The sequence below is a fragment of the Paenibacillus senegalensis JC66 genome (assembly GCF_000285515.1).
GTDB classification, from domain to species: Bacteria; Bacillota; Bacilli; order Paenibacillales; family NBRC-103111; genus Paenibacillus_L; species Paenibacillus_L senegalensis.
Genome location: NZ_HE610960.1, coordinates 540,492 through 546,624, shown reverse-complemented (window position 1 = coordinate 546,624; position 6,133 = coordinate 540,492). Strand labels below are relative to the sequence as shown.

The 6,133-nt window shown below is 46.5% G+C and carries 4 protein-coding genes and 1 pseudogene; 3 read left to right on the top strand and 2 right to left on the bottom strand.

Annotation, left to right across the window (positions count from 1 at the left end; translation table 11 throughout):
* The 3 genes and pseudogenes from PSHG_RS29520 to PSHG_RS28165 all read left to right on the top strand — a co-directional run.
* A partial coding sequence (locus PSHG_RS29520; RefSeq protein WP_316244848.1) for a DinB family protein occupies window positions 1-328 on the top strand: 328 nt, incomplete at its 5' end.
* Between the two features lie 298 nt (window positions 329-626).
* On the top strand, window positions 627-1,727 hold the full coding sequence (locus PSHG_RS28170) for a phosphotransferase (protein WP_157213470.1): 1,101 nt from the start codon (window positions 627-629) through the stop codon (window positions 1,725-1,727).
* 194 nt (window positions 1,728-1,921) lie between these two features.
* Window positions 1,922-2,647, top strand: a pseudogene (locus PSHG_RS28165) (metallophosphoesterase family protein).
* Between the two features lie 728 nt (window positions 2,648-3,375).
* Here PSHG_RS28165 and PSHG_RS18170 read toward each other — a convergent pair.
* Both PSHG_RS18170 and PSHG_RS28160 read right to left on the bottom strand, forming a co-directional pair.
* On the bottom strand, window positions 3,376-5,130 hold the full coding sequence (locus tag PSHG_RS18170) for an ABC transporter ATP-binding protein (protein WP_010275815.1): 1,755 nt from the start codon (window positions 5,128-5,130) through the stop codon (window positions 3,376-3,378).
* A 3-nt stretch (window positions 5,131-5,133) separates the two neighbouring features.
* Window positions 5,134-6,042 carry an ABC transporter ATP-binding protein gene (locus PSHG_RS28160; protein ID WP_210436480.1) on the bottom strand — a complete coding sequence of 303 codons (909 nt, stop codon included), beginning with the start codon at window positions 6,040-6,042 and terminating at the stop codon, window positions 5,134-5,136.
* Window positions 6,043-6,133: the final 91 nt, after the last annotated feature.

Genomic DNA, 6,133 nt, shown 5'->3' with positions numbered 1-6,133 from the left:
GCTGGATGTAATAGATGGGATAAACGGCAACAAAAGAATGCAGGAATTTGAAGGCATAAAAAGTTATAAAGAGAATTTCAAAAAATTACATAGTTCAATAGCGCGTTTCAGTGATCCAGAAGTCAATATTATTAGAAAGATAGAATACTTAAGCAAGACTGGCAAACACATGCACCATACAGTGAGCGAAATTTTATTAACATTGGTGAATCATGGAACTTATCATAGAGGAAATATCTCTACGATGTTAAGACAGGTGGGGGCCGCGAGTGTCTCCATGGATTATGCTTTTTATTTAAGAGATTTAAGGGATGCAAGAGAAGAATAGAGCGGGAATATGAAAGTAATCTAGGATGACGGAACCCCTTTGATTTACCGAAAAGGAAATCGTGAAGGGGATGATTTCGAACGTGGTGCAAACCCTTAGCTCACATGAAAACCCTAGAAGTTCGCCCTCGCATCCTGCAAGGGATTTCGCGATTTTGGTAGAAGTTCAGGGGACGTTTGTTGTACGATAAAAAGGGGTTCGCACTTTATGCCCTCTACTATATAATTAACAAGGATCTCATAAAATGTGCTCTAATATAACATTGGAAAATAATGCCGGAATACCAATAGAGGATAAAATGGATCAGATCCTGACTTGTATTAAAGCTATTTATGGAAGTCCTGATGTTGAACTTGTATCCGTAACTTGTGATGATATGGGCTATAAAACTCCGAACTTTACCACCTCCGGTATTTTCCGCTTGCATGGGATGGTTAAGATAAAGAGCGAATTGAAGCAGTGGTGTGTTATTTTAAAAATCATTAAGCCGGACACCGCCGAGAAAGATAACCCTGAGCACCACAACTTTTGGAGACGGGAAGCACTTGTGTTTGAGTCCGGATTGCTAAAAGAGCTTCCTGAATCTATTTGCGCTGCAGAGAGTTTCCTCGTGGAAGAACAACAAGATGGTGAGATATGGATCTGGATGGAATTTGTTAAAGGTGAATATGCCAATACAGTTGAGCAATTTGCATATATTGCCCGACAAATAGGCCGTTTTAATGGGTCCTATCTTAAAACAAAACAAATGCTGCCTAATCAAGAGTGGATATGCAGGGCTTGGCTCAAGTCCTGGACGACAGCAAGCCGTATGTATGCGCCTAATATGGAGGAGTATGTAAGTCGAATATCTACTGACCATGTGCAACGTACTTGGGCCTGGTATCAAGAGCTGCTCAACAACCTTGATTCTGCTTTAAACTCACTCCAACGGCTACCGCGTGTACTAGCGCATCAAGATCTGAGTCAGATGAACATGCTGCTTGTTAAAAATGAAGCAAACAAAACTAGACTAGTACTAATCGATTGGCAGTTTATGAGTATATCGGGCATTGGTGAAGATTTGGGTAAGTTATATGGGGTGAACATGAGTCTTGGAATTATACCGCCAGATCAATATAAATGGTTCCAGACCTCTTTGTATAATGCATACCTAGAGGGTTTGCGAGATATGGATTGGCGGGGTGACGTAGATTTAGTGAGATATGGATTCTGTTTAAGCACAGCCTTGAGAAGTGTGTGGGAGGTCCCGCAATATTTTTCGATCATGGCCCAGTTAGAGAAAGAACCTACCAATGATAAACTCAGAGAGAGACTTAACCGGCTTCATTTAATTATAGCGATACATAAAAAAATGGCTGAGGAGGCGAATTCTCTACAGCTGCAGCTTCATAAATAAAGCCCAGACAACAGACGACCCAGCCTAAGAAAGAGCTATCTGAGGCTGGGTTTGTGTCACGAGTACGTAAAACATTAAACGAAATCGACGTTACATTTAACCAAGGACGGGAATGTTATTAATTGAACCAGCTATCTCAAGAAGATACCGAGTTAATGAGTAAGTACAGCGAGGCGCCAGCAGAAAGATGAAAGGTGAAAAAACACGTGAAAAAATACGCCATTATTACAGATATTCATGGCAACAGTCCCGCTTTACGCGCTGTCTTAACCGACATAAGGAGCAAAGAAGTAGATCACATTTTTTGTCTTGGTGATCTTGTTGGAATCGGACCAGATAGTAACGAGGTCATAGAATTGTAATTGGATCAAGAAAACATCTCTTTCGTAAAAGGGAATCATGATAACGCAGTAGTTGCTGCATTCTATGATCGTCCAACTCCTGTAGGACATGAGCATGTCCGGAAACATCATAAGTGGATAGCGGAACGAATGGAAGAAGAATTTATAAGGTTTCTAGATAGTTTACCCATTACGATTAAGACAGAAGAGCACCTCTTTACTCATTATCATTTGGATGAGATGGACAATTTTATCCCAATAGATCAAGATCCGTCTGGTGAGAAGCTTGACCAATTTTATAAGAAGAAATCCGATTCCAATTATCGATTAGTTTGTTTTGGACATCATCATGCTGTGCACAATTTCATTACTCCCAAGGCAGTTTATTTTAATCCCGGGGCATTAGGTTGTTATCACAAACCGATAGCTAGATACGGAATAATCAAGCTGGATAATCACCTCATTATTCCTCAGATTGTAGAAGTTACTTATGAAAACCTAGCTTTTTTAAGATCATACAGAGAGCTTGGGGTGCCGGAAAGTGATTTTATTTTGAAAGTATTCCATGGGGGACAATGAGTGCGTAGATTGATACGGGAACGTCAAATTCCCGATTTGACTCTTTCTATGTCAATTTTCCATGTATCCCCATCGGAGCGCAAGAGAAGGTGAAATGTATACGGTTTTTCTGTAAATATAAAACTTCCGCATGATGAGCAATCTCGGGTAATCGTACCTCATTCACATAACTTGTACGACATTTCGTTTAAAACACTGGCGGCAGCTCCTTAATTGCTTAAACCCCAGCATTTGTACGATTTGTCATACAAATCTCGGGCAATCGCACTTTAATTCCATCTTTTGTACGATTTGTCATACAAATATTGGGTAATTGCCCTTCAATCCCCTGTATTTGTACGACGTTTCATACAAATCTCCGGTATTCGCACTTTAACCTCATGCATTTGTACGACATTTCGTACAAAACGCAGGCAACAAACCCGCGCAGCCCTCGAATCCCTCGAATCCCTCGAACCCCGCGAACCTTGGCCATTTTCATGCCGGAGTTGTGCCAGAACTGGAGAACACATGACTATTTTCCGTATACAATTGCACTGGGAACGCAAGAGACGGCGAAATGTATGCGGTTTTTCGTATACAATTGCACCGGGAACGCAAGAGACGGCGAAATGTATGCGGTTTTCCGTATACAATTGCACTGGGAGCGCAAGAGACGGCGAAATGTATGCGGTTTTCTTATACAATTGCACCGGCGCCGCCGCTGCAGGAGCGGGCAAGGCGTGAAGTCAGCCGGCAGCGGTTGATTCGGCGGTGATCTTCCAGCTTCTGGCCGCCTGCCGCTTGTGCCACAGCCGGGCGTACGGGCCGTCCTGGCCGATCAGTTCATCGTGAGTTCCGCGCTGCACGATTTGGCCATGGTCCAGGACCAGAATCTGGTCTGCGCTTCGAATCGTCGAGAGCCTGTGGGCGATCACGATCAGCGTTTTGTCCTTGATCAGCTCGCTGATCGCCTGCTGAATGTACTGCTCGTTGTCGGGATCAACGCTTGCCGTCGCTTCATCGAGAATGATGATCGGCGCGTCTTTCAAAATCGCGCGTGCGATCGAAATGCGCTGCTTCTCTCCGCCCGACAGCGTACCGCCGCCTTCTCCGATGACCGTATCGTAGCCGTTTTCGAGCGCGGCTATAAAATCATGACAGCGGGCTTTTTTGGCCGCAGCGACGACTTCCGCGAACTCTGCGTCAGGATTTCCGAATTTAATGTTGTTGTAGATCGTGTCATTGAACAAATAGACGTTTTGGAAAACCATGGCGATATGATTCAGCAGACTATCACACGTCATACTTTTGACGTTAACTCCGCCGGCAAGCACTTCGCCCTGCTGCACGTCCCAAAACCTTACGATCAGATTAGCGATTGTCGATTTGCCCGATCCGGATGCGCCCACGAGTGCAGTCATGCTTTTTTCCGGTACATGGAAGCTGATGTTTCTCAGTACCTCGTCCCGCTCATAAGCGAACGACACGTCCCGGAACTCGACATCATACCGGTTTAGCCGCATTTCAGATGCGCCCTCGTCAAGGATTTCCACTTGGTTCAGTCGTTCATATCGGTCCAATCCGGCCTCCATCACACGAATCATGCTGGTTATCGTGGCAAGCGATTTCACTGGAGTATACATGTAAAACACATATACAAGCAGCATGAGCATTACCGGCATTGACAAGCTGCCGTTGTAATACAAAACAGTCGCCATCAGTACAGTAACAGCAGTTGCCAACGAAAACCATGTCTGATAACGGAAGCTCGGCGGATTGAATTTTTCCTCGTAATCGATCGCATGATCGCGCGCGCTTTCGATTGCCTCGTGAACGGATTTGGCCTTCTCTCCGGTCATGTTGAGCGATTTGATCACTGAAATGCCCCGTACATATTCGAGCACGGCGGCCGTCAGCTTCGCTTGCTGCTTCTGCCGCTCGCGTGAATGCTTGATCCCGACCTCTTGCAGTTTATCGAGTGAAAGCAAGGCGAAACCGGTGATGACCGTAACGGCAAGTCCGATCCTCCAGTCAACGGCAAGCAGTACTGCGCATCCGATTAGCATCCCGGCGAATCCGTTGATCACTTTATCCAGAGCGCCCATGCCCTGCTCCTCGACAAACAGCAGATCGATGGAAACAGCGGATGTCACATTTCCGAGATTGCCTTCTGTAAAAAATCCCATCGGAAACCGCTTAAACCTTTCCCCGATGGCAATGCGCTCTTGTGCGCAAATGTCGTATCCTGTACCGCTTTCCAGCGTGACGAACAGTCGTCTCAAAACGCACCTCGCAAGCACGGCTGCGAGCATTACGCCGCCAACCAGCCAAGCATCGGAAGAGGTGATAGTACGGTCGATCATTTTTGCAAAAACGTACAAGGCAGCGAAAACCGGCATATTGGCCAGCAAGCTTTCCATAAAGCTCAAGACGAAGGCGAGCTTCAATTTCCGTGCGTGCGGACCCGCAAACTCAAGCATTCGGGCTACAAATCGCAGCATCGTCTATCCGCTCCTTTCATTGATTATCGTGTCCGGGACTTTGGAGGCGATTTCCCAGCTCATGGAGGCCATATGCGCCCGCCACATCGTCCGGTACAAGGGAGAATGCTCCAGCAGCTCCTGGTGTGTACCCGTTGCTGCGATTCGGCCGCGTTCCAGGACGAGGATAGAGCCGGCATCGACGATAGTCGAAAGCCGGTGCGCGATCACGATTAACGTTTTTCCTTGAATAAGTCCGTTCAGTGCTTCCTGGATTTTGTCCTCATTTTCCGGGTCGGCAGCAGAAGTAGCTTCATCCAGCACGACGATCGGTGCATTTTTCAGCAAAGCTCGCGCAATTGAAATCCGTTGACGCTGCCCGCCTGACAGCTTGTCGCCGCTTTCCCCGACAACGGTAGCATAGCCGTGCCCGGTTTCCATAATGAAGTCGTGGCATTGCGCCAGCTTGGCCATTTCGATCACTTCCTCGTCACTCGCATTTGGCCGGCCTGCACGTATATTTTCCATAATGGACGTGTTGAACAGGAAGATGTCCTGGGAGACGTAAGATACGGTATTCATCAGCGTTTCGAAGGAAAGATCGCGTACGTCCACACCGCCGATCGTAATTTGGCCATGCTCCACGTCCCAAAAGCGTACAAGCAGCTTGGCCAGCGTCGATTTGCCTGCTCCCGACTCTCCAACAATAGCTGTGACCGTATTTTCCCGGGCCGTAAACGAAATATTGCGAATCACTTCCTTGTCATCGTAAGAAAAAGTAACGTTGTCAAACTCCACTGTGCAGCTGCCAGGAATGGCCGTGGCCGTTCCGTCTTCCATTTCCGGTTCCGCGAACAACTGCTCGATTTTTTCTGCTTTTTGTCTCAGTGAAGGGATGATGGGCAGGAACTCGACCAGCCGAATCAATGGCAAGCCAAGGCTCATCGCAAGCTGTCTTGAACTTCCGAATGGATCTGCGTTCTCTTATCGTCTTGGAAATATTCAATGTTATCCCTCCCTCAAT

What these genes read in the sequence shown, in the direction of transcription:
- PSHG_RS28170 (WP_157213470.1), top strand. Translation starts at nt 627, where the DNA reads ATGGATCAGATCCTGACTTGTATTAAAGCTATTTATGGAAGTCCTGAT.
- PSHG_RS18170 (WP_010275815.1), bottom strand. Translation starts at nt 5,130, where the DNA reads ATGCTGCGATTTGTAGCCCGAATGCTTGAGTTTGCGGGTCCGCACGCA.